This window comes from Nocardia implantans (assembly GCF_035544775.1).
Lineage (GTDB): Bacteria > Actinomycetota > Actinomycetes > Mycobacteriales > Mycobacteriaceae > Nocardia > Nocardia implantans.
In genome coordinates this window covers 81,622-99,394 of sequence record NZ_JAYKYQ010000011.1, presented here as the reverse complement: position 1 = coordinate 99,394, position 17,773 = coordinate 81,622, and the positions used below count along the sequence as shown (strand labels likewise).

16 protein-coding genes are annotated in these 17,773 nt (G+C 68.6%); 7 read left to right on the top strand and 9 right to left on the bottom strand.

Annotated elements, in window-relative coordinates; all coding sequences use genetic code 11:
- Positions 1-30: 30 nt before the first annotated feature.
- The 4 genes from U3653_RS25145 to U3653_RS25130 all read left to right on the top strand — a co-directional run bounded on the left by U3653_RS25145 (position 31) and on the right by U3653_RS25130 (position 4,997).
- Positions 31-1,062, top strand: coding sequence for a PLP-dependent cysteine synthase family protein (locus U3653_RS25145; RefSeq protein ID WP_195082493.1), 1,032 nt, complete (start codon positions 31-33; stop codon positions 1,060-1,062).
- A 79-nt stretch (positions 1,063-1,141) separates the two neighbouring features.
- On the top strand, positions 1,142-2,539 hold the full coding sequence (locus U3653_RS25140) for an MATE family efflux transporter (RefSeq protein ID WP_397071415.1): 1,398 nt from the start codon (positions 1,142-1,144) through the stop codon (positions 2,537-2,539).
- Positions 2,540-2,792: 253 nt separating this feature from the next.
- Positions 2,793-3,881: a glycerol dehydrogenase gene (locus tag U3653_RS25135; protein ID WP_195082491.1), complete on the top strand. Its 1,089-nt coding sequence runs from the start codon at positions 2,793-2,795 to the stop codon at positions 3,879-3,881.
- A gap of 162 nt (positions 3,882-4,043) precedes the next feature.
- Positions 4,044-4,997, top strand: coding sequence for a phosphodiesterase (locus U3653_RS25130; protein WP_195082490.1), 954 nt, complete (start codon positions 4,044-4,046; stop codon positions 4,995-4,997).
- Here U3653_RS25130 and U3653_RS25125 read toward each other — a convergent pair.
- Positions 4,945-6,408, bottom strand: coding sequence for a stealth family protein (locus tag U3653_RS25125; protein WP_195082489.1), 1,464 nt, complete (start codon positions 6,406-6,408; stop codon positions 4,945-4,947). The genes U3653_RS25130 and U3653_RS25125 overlap by 53 nt on opposite strands.
- A 470-nt stretch (positions 6,409-6,878) precedes the next feature.
- Between U3653_RS25125 and U3653_RS25120 the strand changes: the two genes are divergently transcribed.
- The 3 genes from U3653_RS25120 (at position 6,879) to U3653_RS25110 (ending at position 8,602) form a co-directional block, all read left to right on the top strand.
- A complete protein-coding gene (locus U3653_RS25120; RefSeq protein ID WP_195082488.1) occupies positions 6,879-7,334 on the top strand; it encodes a flavodoxin domain-containing protein in 456 nt (151 codons plus the stop codon).
- Positions 7,335-7,476: 142 nt separating this feature from the next.
- The gene (locus U3653_RS25115) at positions 7,477-7,962 is read left to right on the top strand and encodes a pyridoxamine 5'-phosphate oxidase family protein (RefSeq protein ID WP_195082652.1); all 486 of its coding nucleotides are present in this window, start codon (positions 7,477-7,479) and stop codon (positions 7,960-7,962) included.
- 64 nt (positions 7,963-8,026) lie between these two features.
- On the top strand, positions 8,027-8,602 hold the full coding sequence (locus U3653_RS25110; protein ID WP_195082487.1) for a TerD family protein: 576 nt from the start codon (positions 8,027-8,029) through the stop codon (positions 8,600-8,602).
- Between the two features lie 122 nt (positions 8,603-8,724).
- On the opposite strand, the gene U3653_RS25105 is transcribed toward U3653_RS25110, so the two are convergent.
- From U3653_RS25105 to U3653_RS25070, 8 genes are all read right to left on the bottom strand, one after another.
- Positions 8,725-8,937: a DUF397 domain-containing protein gene (locus U3653_RS25105; RefSeq protein WP_195082486.1), complete on the bottom strand. Its 213-nt coding sequence runs from the start codon at positions 8,935-8,937 to the stop codon at positions 8,725-8,727.
- A complete protein-coding gene (locus U3653_RS25100) occupies positions 8,934-9,821 on the bottom strand; it encodes a helix-turn-helix domain-containing protein (RefSeq protein ID WP_195082485.1) in 888 nt (295 codons plus the stop codon). The genes U3653_RS25105 and U3653_RS25100 overlap by 4 nt, the downstream gene beginning before the upstream one ends.
- A 147-nt stretch (positions 9,822-9,968) precedes the next feature.
- Positions 9,969-10,292 (bottom strand): hypothetical protein, encoded by a 324-nt coding sequence (locus tag U3653_RS25095; RefSeq protein WP_195082484.1) that lies wholly within the window; start codon positions 10,290-10,292, stop codon positions 9,969-9,971.
- Between the two features lie 55 nt (positions 10,293-10,347).
- Complete coding sequence (locus U3653_RS25090) at positions 10,348-11,103, bottom strand: nucleoside triphosphate pyrophosphohydrolase (protein ID WP_195082483.1); 756 nt, start codon at positions 11,101-11,103, stop codon at positions 10,348-10,350.
- On the bottom strand, positions 11,100-14,711 hold the full coding sequence (mfd, locus tag U3653_RS25085) for a transcription-repair coupling factor (protein ID WP_195082482.1): 3,612 nt from the start codon (positions 14,709-14,711) through the stop codon (positions 11,100-11,102). The genes U3653_RS25090 and mfd overlap by 4 nt, the downstream gene beginning before the upstream one ends.
- 230 nt (positions 14,712-14,941) lie before the next feature.
- A complete protein-coding gene (locus U3653_RS25080; RefSeq protein WP_323124605.1) occupies positions 14,942-15,325 on the bottom strand; it encodes a hypothetical protein in 384 nt (127 codons plus the stop codon).
- Between the two features lie 571 nt (positions 15,326-15,896).
- Positions 15,897-16,544: a TetR family transcriptional regulator gene (locus U3653_RS25075; RefSeq protein ID WP_067795276.1), complete on the bottom strand. Its 648-nt coding sequence runs from the start codon at positions 16,542-16,544 to the stop codon at positions 15,897-15,899.
- A gap of 182 nt (positions 16,545-16,726) precedes the next feature.
- Complete coding sequence (locus U3653_RS25070) at positions 16,727-17,341, bottom strand: TetR/AcrR family transcriptional regulator (RefSeq protein WP_067795280.1); 615 nt, start codon at positions 17,339-17,341, stop codon at positions 16,727-16,729.
- Positions 17,342-17,773 lie beyond the last annotated feature (432 nt).

Here is a 17,773-nt window from a genome sequence, read left to right as displayed (position 1 = left end):
CCGACCACCCGACAGAACCAGGAGACATCAATGCCGCTCGTCACGCGCGTGACGGATCTGATCGGCCGCACGCCGCTGTTCGAGCTCGCGGCCACCGCGACGGGCACTCGCCTGCTACTGAAACTGGAGCAGTTCAACCCGACCGGCGCGGCCAAGATCAGGATGGCGCGCGAGATGGTGCTCGACGCCGAGCGGCGCGGTTTGCTGCGCAGTGGCGGACATATCATCGAGTCCACGTCCGGGAACACCGGGCTGGGCCTGGCGGTAGTCGCGGCGGAACGTGGGTATCGCTTCACCGCAGTGGTCGACCATCACGCATGTAAGGACAAACTGCGCGCGATGCGGGCAATGGGTGCGGAACTGGTGTTCGTCGCCGACGAGGGCGACGACAACCTGGCCACCTCGGCACGGGAGGACCTCGCCGAGGCGATGGCGGCCGAGCGGGACGACGCCTACTTCACCGAGCAGCACAACAACGACGCCAACGCGGTGGGCTACTACCCGGTGGCCGAGGAATTGCTCGAAGACGTCGAGCGCGTCGACATCCTGCTGTCCGCCGTGGGCACCGGAGGCTCGCTGTTCGGCACCGCCACCCGCCTGCGCCAGCTCGGCTGCACGCCGTACGTCATCGGGGTCGAACCGGTCGGCTCGATCGCCTTCGGCGGGCCGGGCGGGCCGTACTGGCAGTCGGGCACCGGCACCCCGCCCGGCGCCACCATCGGCACCGCCGTCGACTATTCGCTGCTGGACGAGGGCGTGAAGGTCACCGACGTGGCGGCCTTCGCGACCGCCCGCGCGGTGGCGGCCGAGCTGGGCCTGATGATCGGCGGGTCTGCGGGCGGTTCGGTGTACGCCGCGCTCACCCGGCTCGAGGAGTTCCCACCGGGCTCCACCGTGGTCACCATCGTGTGCGACGGCGGGGAGAAGTACTTGGACACGGTGTTCGACGACGAGTGGATGAACGAGCGCGACCTGCTGGACGCAGGCACCGAACGCGAGGTGGCGCTGCTGCTGCGGCGCTACACGCCCGCCGCCAGGACCACGTTGGTGGAAGCGCGGTGAAGTCCGGTCGGCCGTACGGTGTGACGCTGCCCCCGCGCGGGACAACTCTCCCGCCCTCTGCGAAGGAGAACCGGTGATCGTGACGAGTTTCCGCGGCGACGGCGGGCGGCTCACCGCGCTCGCGACGCCGATCGCGCTGACCCAGCTCGCCCAGATCGCGGTGTCCACCACCAACATCGCGCTGATGGGCACCCTCGGCGTGCGGCAGGTGGCCGCGGGCGGTCTGGCGATCGTGCTGTTCAACCAGATCCGCACCATGTGCGTCGGACTGATCACCGCCAGCGGCAACCAGATCGCCACCGCGGTGAGCGCGGCGGGCAAGCGCGGTGAGTCGCCGGACCCGGAGATCCGCGATCTGCTGCGCTCCAGCTTCGCGATCGCCACGGTCGCCGGTGTGCTCGGCGGCGCGGTGCTGATCGGGCTCGGCTGGGTGCTGCCCTGGCTCGGGCAGGACCCGGGAGTGCTCGCCGACGCCCGTCCGCTGATGGTGGCGCTCGCGCCGGGGCTGCTGCCGTGCCTGTGGTTCCAGGTGCTGCGCCAGTACACGGTCGGCATGCAACGCCCGCAGGCGCTGTTGCTGGTGACCCTCGGCTCGGTGGTGCTGAATCTGGCGCTCGCCCTCGGCTTCATCCACGGCAAGGGCGGACTGCCCGAACTCGGGCTCACCGGTATCGGGGTCTCGACCTCGCTGGTCTTCCTGATCACCTTCGGCGTGTTCTGGGCGATGGTGTGGCGCGACGACGAACTCGGGCGAACGCTGCCCATGACGCCGCTGCCGGTGCGCCTGTCCACCGTGCGCGCCGAGTTGCGACTCGGCACGCCGATCGCGCTCACCTACGGCTCGGAGGCCGGGATGTTCTCGGTGCTCGCGCTGGTCATGGGCAGCATCGGCCCGGCGGCGCTGGCCGCGCACAACGTCGTCTACCAGATCATCTACATCGTGTTCCAGGTGGCGATCGGCCTCTCGCACGGCGCGTCGATCCTGGTCAGCCACGCGGTCGCGCGCGACGAGCACGCGCACGCCCGCGCGCTGGCCTGGCTGGCGCTGCGGCACGCCGCGGTGATCGCCGCGCTGACGGGCGCGGTGTACGTGGTGGCTCCCGACCTGGTGCTGCGCCCCTTCCTGGACTCCTCGGACACCGACACCATCCGCGTGGCGCACACCTTGCTGCTGATCGGCATCGTGCTGCAGTTCTTCGACGCCGCTCAGAACATCGGCACCGGCCTGCTGCGCGGCCTGAAGGCGACCAACGCGGGCTTCCGGCTCTCGCTGATCGGCTACTGGGGCGTCGGCCTGCCCGTCGCCCTGCTCCTGGCCTACCCGGCCGGCCTCGGCGCCGCCGGCGTCTGGTGGGGACTCACCGCGGGCCTGGCCACCACGGCCGTTCTGATGCTGCGCCGCTACTTCGCCCTGCTCGACGAGAAGGAACGCGAACGGCCGCACCTGCTGCCGGAAACATTGACGACCCAGAGCTGAGCAGGTCCTCGCGCTCGCGGGATCGTCGCGGCTGGGGAAGACGTTCCGAGCGCGGCGCGGACCACGCGCTCCGGGCCCGCCGGAAGCGCCGGAGGGCCGAACCCGCACCGGCACCGCAGCACGAAGCGACGCGCCGTGGAGCGCGCGGCGAGTTCCGTCGACCACGGCCGTGGCGACGGAAGCGTCGCGTAGCGTTGAAACGTCGTCGTCGGCCGGGCTCATGACGGTTGCGGCCGGGAGCGGGAGGTGCCGGATGCTCAGCGTGTTCTCCTCACCGGGGCACTACGTGCAGGGCCGGGACGCGACCGCCGCGCTCGGCGCGGAGATGACCCGCCTCGGGATCGGCGGGCCGGTGCTCATCGTGGCCGGTTCCAGCGCCTTCCGGCTGCTCGCGGCCACCTGGGAACGCTCGCTGACGGACGCGAAGATCGCCTATTCGATCCATCTGTCCGGCGGTGAATGCAGCCGGGCGGAGATCGCCCGCATCGCCCACGCCGTCGAGGAATCCGGCAGCACGGTCGTCCTCGGCGCGGGCGGCGGCAAGGTGCTCGACGCGGCGCGCGCGGTCGCCGACGACCTGGATCTGCCGATGATCAGCTGCCCCAGCACCGCCTCCAGCGACGCGCCGTGCAGCGCGCTGTCGGTGATCTACACCGACTCGGGCGAGTTCGAGGCTTATCAGCTGGTGCGGCGCAATCCGGCACTGGTGCTGGTGGACACCTCGGTCGTCGCGCAGGCCCCGCCCCGGCTGCTCGCGGCGGGCATGGGCGACGCGCTGGCGACCTGGTTCGAGGCGCGCACGTGCAGTGCCGCCCAGGTGCGCAACATGCGCGGCGGCGCTTCGACGCGCAGCGCCACCGCGTTGGCCGAGCTCTGCTACCGCACCTTGCTCGCCGACGGGGCGCAAGCGCTGGCCGCGGTCCGCACGCACAGCGTCACACCGGCGCTGGAGCGCGTCGTCGAGGCCAACACGTTGCTGTCCGGGCTCGGCTTCGAATCGTCGGGACTGGCCGCGGCCCATGCCGTGCACAACGGCCTCACCGCCGCCGCGGGAACGCGCCCGTTCCTGCACGGCGAGAAGGTCGCCTTCGGCACCCTCACGCAATTGGTGCTGGAGGGTGCGCCCGCGTCCGAGATCGGCACGGTGCTCGGTTTCTGCGCCGAGGTCGGCTTGCCGACCACGCTGGCCGCCCTCGGACTGCCCGACGCCGACGACGAGACGCTGCGGGCCATCGCGCGCCGCGCGACCGCTCCGGGCGAGACGATCCACAACGAACCCTTCACCGTGAACGTCGCGATGGTCGTGGAGGCCCTGCGCGCCGCAGATGCCATCGGCCAGTGACCAATCCCACATCTGCTGCGTTCGCCCAGCGTTCGACACCGAAACCTAACCCTCCCGACGGCGAGTCTTCACCGAATGCCGGGAAACCTGTCCGTAACCGGCGCTATCGTGGCGACGGAGTCAAGCCAATGGCGGGCAACCCGCCGGGAGGGATTCGGTCCGGTGTCCATCACCAGAGTCGCGGAGTATCCGCGTCCGGATCACGTGTTGTTCCACTTCAGCGACACACATCTCATCGCGGGCGACGACCCCTTGTACGGCGATGTCGACCCCGACCTGCGATTACGGCAGCTACTCGAACAGGCGGCGGCGAGCCGTATCCGCCCGACCGCGGTGGTGTTCACCGGCGATCTCACCGACCGAGGCGAGCCCGCCGCGTACGCCAAGCTGAAGTCGATCGTCGAGCCGTTCGCTAGAAGTTTGCAGACCTCCCTCGTCTGGGTGACCGGCAACCACGACGACCGCGCCGCTCTGCGCGCCCGCCTGCTCGGCGAGTACCCCACGACTTCCCCGCTGGACCGGGTGCACCTGATCGACGGGCTGCGCATCGTCGCCTTGGACACCTCGGTGCCGGGGCACCACTACGGGGAGATCTCCGACGGCCAGCTGGAATGGCTGCGCTCGGTCCTGGCCGAACCCGCGCCATTCGGCACCATCCTGGCCATGCACCATCCGCCGGTGCCCTGCGTGGTCGACCTGGCCGTCACCGTGGAACTGCGGGATCAGCGCCGCCTGGCCGACGTGCTGGACGGCACCGACGTGCGTGCCATCCTCGCCGGGCACCTGCACTTCTCCACCAACGCCACGTTCGCGGGCATCCCCGTCTCGGTGGCGTCGGCCACCTGCTACAGCCAGGATCTCGGCGTGGCGCAGGGCGGCCTGCGCGGCCGGGACGGCGCGCAGGCCTTCAACTACGTGCACATCTATCCGGACACCGTGGTGCACTCGGTGGTGCCCATCGAGCGCGGTCGCACGGTCGGCGCGCCCGCCACGCCGGAGCAGGCGCGGCAGCGGCTGACGGAGGAAGGCATCGTGATCCCGCCGGCCGCGCGCATTCCGCACGTCATGCGGCGCCCTGCGTCGACTCCGGAAGCGGATGACGAGGCGGTGTGCTGAGCCGTTCCCACGGTCCCGGTTCCGGGTAGTACCTGGCGAGGAACTCCGACACGATCCGCACCCGTTCGGATTCGGCGACCTCGGGGAAACTGCCGTCGTTGAGGCAGAAGAAGTCGACGTCGCGATGACGCGCCAGCCCGTCGAGCAGGGCCAGCCCGCCGTAGCTCGTGGTGTCGACGTACCGCACCTTCGCCGCCTCCTGCGGCACCGCGCGCCCGGTGAACAGCGCGTAGTAGTGATACAGCGAATTGGTGACCGAGATGTCGGTGGCCGCGCGGAACCGGCTCGCGCTCGTGCGCGCGAAATCCGCGGCGAACTCCTCTTCCATCTCCATGAGCACGCTGCGCCGCAACGGCACCGGCGTGTGCTCCAGGTGCCGCGTGATGACGTAACCGAAGCGCTCCGCCAGCAGCGCCCGGTTCACCCGCGCGGCGTTCTCGAAACCGCTGCGCCGCTCGTTGTTGCGACCGGGCCCGATCCTCGTGTCCGCTTCGATGAAGCGGCTCACCCCGCCCGGCGTGAAGAACATCGACGGGCGCACCGGACGCGCGAAGAACATGTCGTCGTTGGAGTACAGGAAGTGCTCGCTGAGCCCATCGATGTGCTGCAACTGGCACTCCACCGCGTGCGAGTTGAACACCGGCAAGCCGCTGACGTCGCGGAAGTGGTCCACCGCCCGCACCACGGTCACCTTCGGGTGCGCGGTCAGCCACTCCGGGGGCGTGGAGTCGGTCGCGATGAAGATCCTGCGGATCCACGGCGCGTTCTTGTGCACCGACCGCAGGGCGTACTTCAGTTCGTCGATCTGGCGGATCCTGGCGTCCGCGTCGTCGCCCTCGCCGACCACGACCTGGGCGAGCATCCCGGCGCGGCGGGCGCGGAATTCCGGATCGGAGCCGTCCACCCAGGAGAACACCAGGTCGATGTCGAAGCCGACGTCACCGGTCTGTGGCGCGAACATGTCGGCCAGGGTGGGCCAGGTCCGGTCGAACAGCCGCACCTGGGTTCGCTGGACGTCGGCGAGGTCGAAAACGGTGCGGGTCAGCGCGTTCGGGCGCGGACAGGTCACCGTGTCGCCGTGGTACTCCCACAGTTCCAGCTCGACGTGATGGGCCGGATCGTGGTCGCGCCCGAGCCGGAAGACGTTCTGCTGCACCTCGGCACAGGAGAATCCCGCCGACACGGCCGTGGCGGTCACCCGGCGCACCATCAGGCGGTGCGCCGCGTCGGCCGCGAGCACCAGCCGGTGCCCGCTGTCGCGCACGAGCAGGAACGGCACCTCCGCCGCGGCCAGCTCCGCGCGCAGATAGGCCAGATCCTCGATCATCGCGGCGGACACGGCGAGATTGCTCGCCATGGGCCGCGTGACCATCTCCACCGCCCCCGAATTCACTGCTCCCCTGTCCATCATGACTGCCTCACTTCCGTCGAACCGCCGGTCTGTCGTTCCGTCCGGGGCACCGCGCCGAGCGGCGATCCGTCGATGCCGTGGCATCGACGTGCGCGGACCGCGCGCCTGGCGCGGTGACATTCAGAAGTGGGGGAGGCTGCCGAAGCGCGGGTACGAATTGATCACCCGGTATGCAGACGACTGGTAGACCATTTCGTTTCACCTCACTCACGGCCGGACGCGCATGGCGTCGTCAATGGAAGCGCTGCACTCGTGCGGGAACGATCGAAGGGCACGGGCGGCAGTCGCACGCCGGACGGTCATCGGCCGGCTGAATTGGTCTGCCCAGGAAACTCCGGGCACCTCTACGAATGATGCAACGCGTTCGACATTCCGTCAATCAGTGCAGCTGTGGCTCCTACCCGGGCGTAGCACACACTCCGCAATGCGGTTAGGATAGCCTCACCAATACAAGAGGAAGGGTTGTGCCGGTGCGCGTCGTCATTCTGTTCGGAACCGAGATGGGCACCGCGGAGTCCGCGGCCGACAGCATCGCCGAGCAACTGCGCGAGGCGCACGACGTCTCGGTGCACGACATGACGGACTTCGACATCGCGGATCTGGACGTCCGCGACTTCCACGTCGTCGTGTGCTCGACCTACGGCGACGGCGAGCTGCCGACCGGCGCCGAACCCTTCGCCGACGCGCTCGACCGCGACACCCCGGATCTCAGCGGCCTGCGCTTCGCCGTCTTCGGGCTCGGCGACATCGTGTACGGCGACACATTCAACCGTGGCGGCGAGATCATCGCCGAGAAGCTGACCGCACGCGGCGCCGTCCAGGTGGGCGAGCACGCGCGACACGACGCGTCGACGGAGGTCCGCGTCCGGGACATGGCCCGAAAATGGGCGGCGGCGCTGGACATTCCCGCCCTGGTCGCGGCCTGACCGGATCCGGGCACGGCCCCACGGGCACCGGAAAGCGGTCCGGACAAAGCGCCCAGCGCCAGCGCACAAGGGGCACAGCGTCTTAGACTGCTATCAAGCGCGGTACAGCCCGCCGCGCTCGACGATCCATGAGGTGACGAAGATGGCAGCCGGAGCGAGCCCCGCCCAACGTCAGCACAACTCGACAGATCATCCCGAGCTGGACGTACTGCCGGAATGGCCGCTGGAGACGATCGGCGTGCTGGTGACCACCGACCCTGCGCCGCACGCGATTCCGGTGTCCTGGCCCGTGCGGGCCGGTGACCGGCGCATCTTGATCAGCCTGAAGCACGACCGCGGCTCGCTGGCGCGGCTGCGCGAGCAGCCCGAGGTGGCGCTGCTGATCCTCGGCGGCGGCAACGTGGCGATGTGCGCCAGGGGCACCGCGCACGTGGTCGCCGAGCGGATGCCCGACGCCGACGACTACGTCGCCGTCCGCATCGACGTCGACGTCATCGATGATCACCGCCAGTCGGCTTTCGCGGTCGTGCAAGGCATCCAGCGCACCGTGCTGGACGACGAGAGCGAACTGCGCGCGCTGCGCGGCCGGGTCGACACCCTGCGTTCCTGGGCAGACCACCAGAACTGAATCGGCCCGGCGTTCCCGGGAGCAGAGAAGAGGCGGCACCGGCCGTGCCGCGCGGAAGGGGATCATGAGCGTCACTCTGGCCAAAGGCGGCAACGTCTCGCTGTCGAAGCAGGCCGCTAATCTCACCAAGGTGTCGGTGGGGCTCGGCTGGGACGTGCGCACCACCACCGGCGCCGACTACGACCTCGACGCCAGCGCGCTCGCCTGCGGACCGAACCTGAAGGTGCTGTCCGATCAGCATTTCGTCTTCTACAACAACCTGCGCTCGCCCGACGGCTCCATCGAGCACACCGGCGACAACCTCACCGGCGCGGGCGAAGGAGACGACGAGGTGATCAACGTCGACCTCACCGCCGCTCCCCCGAGCATCACCAACATCTTCTTCCCGGTGTCCATCCACGACGCCGACGCCCGCGGCCAGTCGTTCGGCCAGATCCGCAACGCCTTCATCCGCGTCGTCGACGCCGCCACCGGCGTAGAACTGGCCCGCTACGATCTCACCGAAGACGCCTCCACCGAAACGGCCATGATCTTCGGCGAGCTCTACCGCCACAACAACGAGTGGAAGTTCCGCGCCATCGGCCAGGGCTACGCCTCCGGCCTCGCGGGCATCGCCAGGGACTACGGCGTCAACGTCTGAGCGTTCGATCCTGTTTCGCCGCAAGGGTCTTCCGGCCGGTGACCTATCGGCACCGAGAACCGGAGGACCCGCGCGTAACGTTGGGCACCTGCGACCGACCCAGCCAGAGCGCTAAGATGTCGCTATCGCGCCACCGACCGGGAGAACTTGCCCTCGGCAACTCCGGCGGTGAACGCATCCCATTCGGTCGGAGAAAAGATCAGCGCTGGGCCAGCGGGATTCTTCGAGTCGCGGACACCGACACCGCCGTCGAGGAACGCGACCTCGACGCATTCCGAGCCACCGGCGCTGCGCGTGCTCTTGAACCACTCAGCCGTGGATAGATCGACCTTCATACCGCAAACTCCCTCGCTACCTGCCGGAGCAGGTGCCTGCTCTGCACCGGGTCCAACGCCGCGCTCTCGGTGGCAGCGAACGCCTTTCGGTACATCCGCTCATCCTGCGCTCGTTCAAGGTACATGTCGCCCGCGTAGCCTTCGAGGAAGACAACCGACGGCGCTACCTTCTCCCCTTTCGAGTCGAAGCCGAAGTCCAGGATCACGTACGGCCCGACGTACAGACCGACGGGAAATCCCGCTGCGAACGGAAGTATCCGCACCTCCACGTTGTCGCGAGTACTCATGTCCGCGATGTGCCGGTGCTGCGCTGCCATCGTCTTCCGGCTTCCCACCAACGTCCTCAGGGCAGCTTCCTGCAAAATCACTTTCAGCGTTATCGGACGCACACGTCGGGTAATGACTGCCTGTCGCTTGATCCGCAACTGCACTCGCCGGTCCAGTTCCTGGTCCGTATCGTCGGGGAAGTAGATGCGATCGAGCGCTCTGGAGTAGTCAGGGGTCTGAAGAATTCCCGGAACCAGATTCGGGCGGAACATCGTCAAGGACGTTGCGGCGAATTCGAGCCCGACGTACATGTTGAAGCTTTTTCGGATCACGTCGTCGAAGGTGTGCCACCAGCACTTCGCATCCGTCTGCCGAGCCAAGCCGACCATCGCCGTGGTTTTGTCGTCATCGAACCCGTAGATACGCGACAACTCCCGGATATCCAACTCACGTAGGACACCGCCGCTCTCGCCCTTCTCGATGCGCGAGAGTTTGCTCTTACTCCACTGCATCATGGCCGCGACTTCCTCCAGCGTCGCGCCGAGTTCACTGCGCCCGTCACGCAGATACCTGCCGAGCTGGCGCTTGGTGAGGGTCGAGCCGCCCTCATCGGTCATGTCTCACACTCCTGCCGTGTATTGCCCAGGGAACAAACAGATCAGCGTGGCATCGCGTCTGCGGCTTCGGAGTAGATTCGGTGAGATCCCACCGCAGGATCGCTGAATGGTCGGGCCAGTGGGGTGCTGGTTCACCGATCGGTTCGCTCAACCGCAGCAGAACGGGTCGTTGCAGGGGGCGCCTGCTTCGCTGCCGTAGGCGCTGAAGTGCTGGATCGGGCTCAGGATTCGGCCGGTGGTGGCGGGGTCGAGGGGTGGGGCGGATCGGGGGCTCGGGCGGTCCCAGGTGGATGGGACGTCGTCGATGTCGAAGCGGGGGGCGCCGTCGATGAACAGGGTCCATAGTGGGTGGTCGGGGAAGCCGTTGATTCGCAGGACCCACCATTGGCCGTCTACGTGGGCGGCGACGGGGAATTTGCCGTTGCCGGTTGATTGCCATTGTGGTCGGGCGTTCAGTTCGGGATACGGCATTCTTCCAGTGTCCCCTGGTACGGACGACCGCGCGGATGTGACCGCAGGCGGGTTCCTACTCCCAGAAGGCGCGCCAATCCTCCGCGGTGAGCGGAAGACGTTCGCCGCGTTCCTTTTCCGCGGCATCCTCGGCCGCTCGGATGGCGGCGGCGAAGGTCAGCGTCGCTTTGCGGAGGCGTTCTTCGGCGCTTTCCGGGCCGCCGAGATGGACGACGCGGAGGGCTTCGGGAACCAGGTCGGGTGGGAGGCCCGCTTTGGTGCTGCGGGAGACGACCTTCTCGGCGAGAGCCAAAGCAGGTTGAGCCATGGCTATGCCGTCCAGGCAGGAGCGGCGGGATTTCTCGGCGGATTTGCGCTCTTCCCAAGCACGCTCCTGGGCGGCGATCTTCTCGGCCGCCGAGGCGTCGGGATCGATCGCGGAGTCCACCAGGTGCGGGCTGCGGTTGACCAGCTTGGCGACCAGCGCGGCCGCGACGTCATCGACGGTGAATTCGCCTGCGGCCTCAGCGATCCGGGAGTGGAACAGCACTTGCAGCAGCAGGTCGCCGAGTTCTTCCTTGATCGTCTCGGCATCCTCGTGCTGGATGGCGTCGAGCAGTTCGTAGGTCTCCTCGAGCAGGTAGGGGCGCAGCGAGTCGTGGGTCTGGGTGACCTCCCAGCCGCCGAAATGCCAGAGGCGGTCCATGACCTCGACCGCTCCGGCCAGCCCCGCCGCGACCACCGCCGTGTCGGTGCGCGGCTCCGATTCCCCGTCGTGCGCCGCGCGATGACGGGCAGCCCGCAGGACGGACTCGTCGCGGATCGAACTCATCGCGGCGCCATCTCGGCGGCGACGGTGAGATCGACCGCTCCCTGCGCCTTCCCGTCCAGCGCCAGCAACAGATCAGCGACGAATTGCAGCAGCACGACATCGCGCACGCGCTCCGCCCCGACGCTGTCCTGCACGCGCGGCAGCGGAAGCTGCACCACCCCGGACGCGGCCCGGTAACCCGCGCTCGGATAGAGCCGCTTGAGGCGCAACTGCTTGGAATCGGGCAGGTGCAGCGGCGAGATCTTCAAGGTGGTCCCGGTGACCGCGATCTCGGTGACCTCGTACTCGCGGGCGAGCAGCCGCAACTTGGCCACCGACACCAGGCGGCCCACCTCCACCGGCAACGGGCCGTACCGGTCGACGAGTTCCTCCACGACCTGCGCCAGTGCCGAATCATCCTGCGCGGCGGCGAGTTTGCGGTATGCCTCCAAGCGCAGTCGGTCGCTGGCGATGTAGTCGGGCGGGATATGCGCGTCGACGGGCAGGTCGATGCGCACCTCCTTGACCTCTTCGGTGGTGATCGGCTTGCCGTCCGCCGCGGCGCGATACGCCTCGACGGCCTCCCCGACCAACCGCACGTAGAGGTCGAAACCGACGCCGGCGACGTGACCGGACTGTTCGGCGCCGAGCACGTTGCCCGCGCCGCGGATCTCCAGGTCCTTCATCGCGACCGCCATGCCCGCGCCGAGATCGGAGTTCTGCGAGATGGTGGCCAGCCGGTCGTAGGCGGTCTCGGTGAGCGGCTTCTCCGGCGGATACAGGAAATACGCGTAGCCGCGTTCCCGGCTGCGCCCGACCCGGCCGCGCAGCTGATGCAACTGCGAAAGGCCCAGCGCGTCGGCGCGTTCCACGATCAGGGTGTTGGCGTTGGAGATGTCCAGGCCGGTCTCGATGATCGTGGTGCACACCAGCACGTCGTATTCGCGCTGCCAGAAGCCCTGCACGGTGGACTCCAACGCGTCCTCGTTCATCTGGCCGTGCGCGACCACCACGCGTGCCTCGGGCACCAGATCGCGAATCCGCTTGGCGGCCTTGTCGATCGACGACACCCGGTTGTGCACGTAGAACACCTGGCCGTCGCGCAGCAGTTCGCGCCGGATCGCGGCGGTGACCTGCTTGTCGTTGTAGGCGCCCACGTAGGTGAGCACGGGATGACGCTCCTCCGGCGGGGTGAGGATGGTCGACATCTCGCGGATTCCGGCCAGGCTCATCTCCAGGGTGCGCGGGATCGGGGTGGCCGACATGGTGAGCACGTCGACGTGCGTGCGCAGCGCCTTGATGTGCTCCTTGTGTTCGACGCCGAACCGCTGTTCCTCGTCGACCACGACGAGACCGAGGTCCTTCCAGCGCACGCCGGTCTGCAACAGCCGGTGCGTGCCGACCACGATGTCGACGCTGCCGTCGGCCATGCCTTCCAGCACCGCGCGGGCCTCGGCCGGGTCGGTGAAGCGGGACAGGCCCTTCACGGTGATCGGGAAACCCGCGACGCGCTCGGTGAAGGTCTGCAAGTGCTGCTGGGCGAGCAGCGTGGTCGGCACCAGCACGACGACCTGCTTGCCGTCCTGCACCGCCTTGAAAGCCGCGCGCACCGCGATCTCGGTCTTGCCGTAGCCGACGTCGCCGCAGACCACGCGGTCCATCGGGACCGGCTTCTCCATGTCCGCCTTCACCTCGGCGATGGCGGTCATCTGATCGACGGTCTCGGTGAACGCGAACGCGTCCTCCATCTCCTTCTGCCACGGCGTGTCCGGCCCGAAGGCGTGGCCGGGCGCCGCCTGGCGTGCGGCGTACAGCTGCACGAGCTCGCCCGCGATCTCGCGAACGGCCTTGCGCGCCTTGCGTTTGGTGTTGGCCCAGTCCGAGCCGCCGAGCTTGGACAGGCTGGGCATCTCGCCGCCGACGTAGCGGGACAGCTGGTCCAGCGACTCCATCGGCACGAACAGCCGGTCGCCGGGCTGGCCGCGTTTACTCGGCGCGTACTCGATCACCAGGTACTCGCGGCGCGCGCCGCCGACGGTGCGCTCGATCATCTCCACGAACTTGCCGATGCCGTGCTGGTCGTGCACCACCATGTCACCTGCGCTCAACGCCAGCGGATCGACCTGGTTGCGGCGTTTCGCGGGCATCCGCTTGCCCTCGGTGGGCGCGGTGACGCGGTTGCCGGTGAGGTCGGATTCGGCGACAACCACCAGACCCGCGCCCTCGAAGACCAGGCCGTCGTGCAGCGAACCGCACAGCACGCCCACCACGCCCTCGTTCGGTTCCGCGCCGGCGTCCAGCGCGGCGGCGGGCACTTCCGCCTCCGCCAGCCGTTCCATGATGCGCTGCGCCGTGCCGTGACCGGCGACGACCACCACCGCCTTGCCGCCGGTGAGCACGTGGGCGCGCAACGAGGCGAACATGGTCGCCACCAGTTCGTCGGACCCGCGCGCGGCCGGGCCGGGCAGGACGGGCAGCACGACCTCCGACGCATCCCCTGAAGCGAGCGGGCTCAGCGTCCACCAAGGCAGACTTTGCCGGTCGGCGTCGGCGTGCACCTCGGGCAGCGGGCGGTAAGCCGAGGCGGCCAGGTCGAGCCCATGCCCGCCGAGCGGCGCGGCGCCGCCGAACGAGGCCGCGGTCCAGGAGGCCTCCAGGAATTCTTCGCCGGTGCGCACCAGGTCGGCCGCGCGGGTCCGGATCTTTTCCGGATCGCACAGCAGTATGTGGGTTCCCTCCGGCAGCACCTCGGTGAGCAGGCACAACTGTCCGGGTTGCAGCACAGGCAGCAGCGCTTCCATGCCCTCGACCGGGATGCCCTGCGCCAGCTTCTCCAGCATCTCCACCAGCGCCGCGTCGGCCGCGTTGGCGACGGCGACCTCGGCGGCGCGCTCGCGCACCTCGGGGGTGAGCAGCAGTTCCCGGCACGGCGTGGCGACCACGACGTCCACCGCGACGTCGGGCAGCGAGCGCTGGTCGGCGACGGAGAACGGTCGCAGCTCGGTGATCTCGTCGCCCCAGAACTCCACGCGCACCGGATGGTCGGCGGTGGGCGGGAAGACGTCCAGGATGCCGCCGCGCACCGCGAACTCGCCGCGTTTGCCCACCATGTCGACGCGGGTGTAGGCGAATTCGACCAGTCGCGTGAGCAGTTCGTCGAAGTCCAGCTCGGCGCCGACGCGCAGCACGACCGGCTCGATATCGCCGAGCCCGCCCGCCATCGGCTGCATCAGCGACCGCACCGTGGTCACCACCACGCGCAGCGGCGCGGGGAAATGCGGGTCGTCGGGGTGCGCGATCCTGCGCAGCACTTCGAGCCTGCGTCCCACCGTGTCCGCGCCCGGCGAGAGCCGCTCGTGCGGCAGCGTCTCCCAGGACGGGAACTGCGCGACCGCGGGGCCGAGCATCTCCACCAGCTCGACGGTCAGGTCGTCTGCCTCCCGCCCCGTGGCCGTGACCACCACCAACGGCCGCTCGGCGGCCATACGGGACGCGACGAACGGCCGCACCGCCGACGGCGCGACCAACTCGACCGACGAGGTGCCGATCAGCTCCGCGACGGTCCGCAGCGAGGCATCGGCACCGGCCGCGGCGGCCAGTCCCGCCAACGGGGGGCGGTGGGTGGACATCGACAACTCCTGAGCGCAGGCGACACGTTTCGAGCGGCCAACCGAGTCTAGTGAAGCGCGCATCCCGTTTCTCCAGCGCCCGCGCCGCCGCGAGGAGACTGCCGCCCCTGCCCTGCGCCGGAGCGACCATCCGCGACCGATTTCGTCGCCGACACGGCCGCCCTCCGGCTCCCGCCGGCGGTAAAGCGAGCCCCCAAGACCTCGCCCGACCCACACTGCGGGGGCCTGCTTCACCAGAGGTGCAGAAAACTCCGGACGTCATCGAGGCCGTCGAGTGCCCGCCCGTCCACATCCGACGGATCCGCCTCGGCACGTGCCGCCAAGGAGCGCGCCAACGCGACGGACTCATCGCTGAGCCGCCCGAACCGCCGAGCGGTATGTCCCAGGCACAGCCCGGCCAGCCCGAGCAGAGGGCTTCCGGAAACAGCTCGCGTTCCGACCTGCACGCACCAATGCTCGACGAACTCCCGATCGTCGTCGTTCAAGGCGCTGCCCACCAGAGCATCCGCCGCCTCGCCCTCGTACGCCCGGTCTCCGAGCGCCCGCTCCAATACCGCGATCACCACCTCATGCGGCAGAGCCGGAGGATTGTGGAAGGTCCGATGCAGATGCATGCCGCGAGATTACCCATCCCTCGGGCCCGGCCCCGTGACTCGACAGCCGAACGTTGCCCCGACACGGGCACCAGCGCAACCCACACAAACCGAACCCTCGGCGTTTAGCGAAATGAACCAAGCGCCATTCGCGCCCGCCCACATTCCCACGTCCACCGCCCACACAGAGCGACCACCGACCAACGCGCGCCCTATGCCGAGCTCGGCAACCGTCGCACCCAGCGCACCTCAGCGCCCAGTTTCGGGCGAAGCAAGACCGAGCCTGTTCCGCGGCCCGGCTCGCGCGTGCGCGCCGCGAACGTGTAGGCGACGAGGGATCAAGCGGCGGTCGCTCGGGCGGCCCGACAGCTGCCCACGCGCAATTGCGTACCCGGGTAGCGAGCTTGGTCACCAACGTGCCCAGCGCACCACAACCACGACTTTCGAGCGAAGCGAGACCGAGCATCCGCCGTTCGCGGCCCGGCTCGCGTGTGCGCGGCCGCCGCGTACGCGACGAAGGAGCAAGCGGCGGTCGCGCACACGCGAGCCACAAGAGGGCCGCGAACACGCCGCGACGAAGTCGCGGCCAAAGTTACGGCACGTAGCGCCGCAACCGCCTTGCCGCGAATTCCCGGAAGTACGACAGTTTTTCGGCCGGAACGATGGCCGGGAGCAGGAAGTACCAGGCACGTTCCATCCGGACCGCCATCTGGTCGATGGATTCGGTGCCGACGGCGATGATGTGCACGCCCGCGGCCATCTCCTGCCACAGCAGGCCGATGACCTCCGCGTCCAGGTCGGCGATCAGGTCGCCCTGGGCGATAGCCCGCTCGGCGAGCAGCCGGTAGGTGTCGCCCCAGTTCTTGGCGATGTTGTCGCCTTGGGCGCCGCGGTAGTCGCCGATCTGGTGGTTGAGCTTCAGCATCGCGCCGACCATCGGGTCGTTCATCGATAGATCGGCGACGACATAGGTGATGCCGATGCACGCCTCCAGCGCGGGCACCCTGGGATCGAAGAAGCCCTGACACGAGCTGGTGAGCCGCTCGTTGCCCTGGTCGACCACGGCGCGCGCCAACTCTTCCTTGGAGCCGAAGTGAAAATACAAGGCGCCCTTGGTCACGTTGGACTGCGCGATGATCTCGCTCAGGCTCGCGTTCGCATACCCCAAGCGCAGAAAGACATCGGCAGCGCCTGCCAGGACGGAGTCGCGGGTGATCTCCGCGCGCGCTTGCCTAGCCATCAGATCCGCCTGTCATCCCAAAAACCAGCCATCCTGAAGTAGACCGACATCCCGAAGTTGACCGACTTACCGCCCGAACAGCACCCAAAGGATGGGTGAACCGTACCACCAGGCGCGCGCCCGGCAGCCAATTCGAGCATTCGGCGAGACCCGCCGCGCAATTTGCTGGTTAACAATCCGGGTCACTCACCGGCGCCCGCGCGCCATTCCGAACTCAGCTGCGGATCGGCCTCGAGATGGCTCAGCCCGTTCCAGCACAGGTTCACCAAGTGGGCCGCCACAACCTCTTTCGACGGTTTGCGCTCGTCCAGCCACCAGGTCGCGGCGGTGGCGACCTGCCCGACGAGCGCCTGCGCGTACAAGGTCGACAGACTGGTGTCGAACCCGCGCCGCTCGAAATCCCCGGCCAGGATGTGCGCCACCTGATTGGTCGCCTCGTTGAGCAAACTGGAGTACCTGCCCTCGGCGGCGGCGGCGGGCTGATCGCGCACCAGAATTCGAAACCCGTCAGTACGTTCTTCGATATAGGTCAGCAGCGCCAGCGCGACCTGTTCGAGCCGGATGCGCGAGCGGTTGCGGGTGAGCGAGGAGGTGATCATGTCCAGCAGCATGGACATCTCCCGATCGACGACGACCGCGTACAGCCCTTCTTTGCCGCCGAAGTGTTCGTACACCACGGGTTTGGAGACCTGGGCGCGTTGCGCGATCTCCTCGATGGAGGTCGCGTCGTAACCGCGTTCGGCGAACAGCGCGCGCCCGATCTCGATCAGCTGCTGACGCCGCTGGGTGCCGGTCATCCGCGGCCGGGACACTCGATGCGACTCACCCGAAGACACCCCTGCTCCTCCGCCCTTCCCGCGTTGTTGCCGGTTGTGAGTGCCGCGACGGTCCCTCCGAGCCGACAGTCGCAGCCGGGGCCCGGCGGATTGCCCTCGTGCGTGCCGAGTCAGCCGTCGCATCGGCTCCGACGCACGACACCGACATTCGGATACCACTGTCCCAGACCGGTCGGCGGTCCGCCTCTCCGGGGCTCGCGCAGATCGCCTCTGCGCGCAGACCGCCTCTCCGTGTATTCCGGCAGACCGCCTCGCCGCGTATTGCGGGCCGTACCAGGTGGCGAGCGCGCGATTCGCGTGCAGGTCCTACGTGAGGTGCCGCTCGGCTTTCGGACGTTCCGGTGAGTTACCCATGTCCGAGCGGAATCAGGGGGTCACCTGACGGATCGGTTG